We start from the raw sequence: 270 nt of genomic DNA on the forward strand, positions 1-270 counted from the left end.
GGTTAATATGACGATAAATAATACCCGCCCCTAGTAATGCCTTAGCAAAGCCAACAGGGTCGTCAATGTCTTTATGTATTTCTAATGCGCGAGTGGAGTAATCAAGGGCTAAAACTAAGTTATCTAAATAACGATGTGCTTCTGCTAGTGTATTTAAAGTACGCGCCATTAGCTTTAAATCACCTAAATTAGAATATACCTCTAAAGCTTTTGTATAAAAGTGAGCCGTTTGCTCTCTATTTTTGAGGCGTTTATACGACTGAGCTAATT

General features: G+C 37.0%; 1 protein-coding gene. It reads right to left on the bottom strand.

From position 1 onward, the window contains the following. The coding region (locus AAEZ18_RS18895) for a tetratricopeptide repeat protein (RefSeq protein WP_352255945.1) at positions 1 to 270 on the bottom strand (270 nt) is incomplete at both ends.

Source organism: Pseudoalteromonas sp. 19-MNA-CIBAN-0066 (assembly GCF_040308705.1).
Lineage (GTDB): Bacteria > Pseudomonadota > Gammaproteobacteria > Enterobacterales > Alteromonadaceae > Pseudoalteromonas > Pseudoalteromonas nigrifaciens.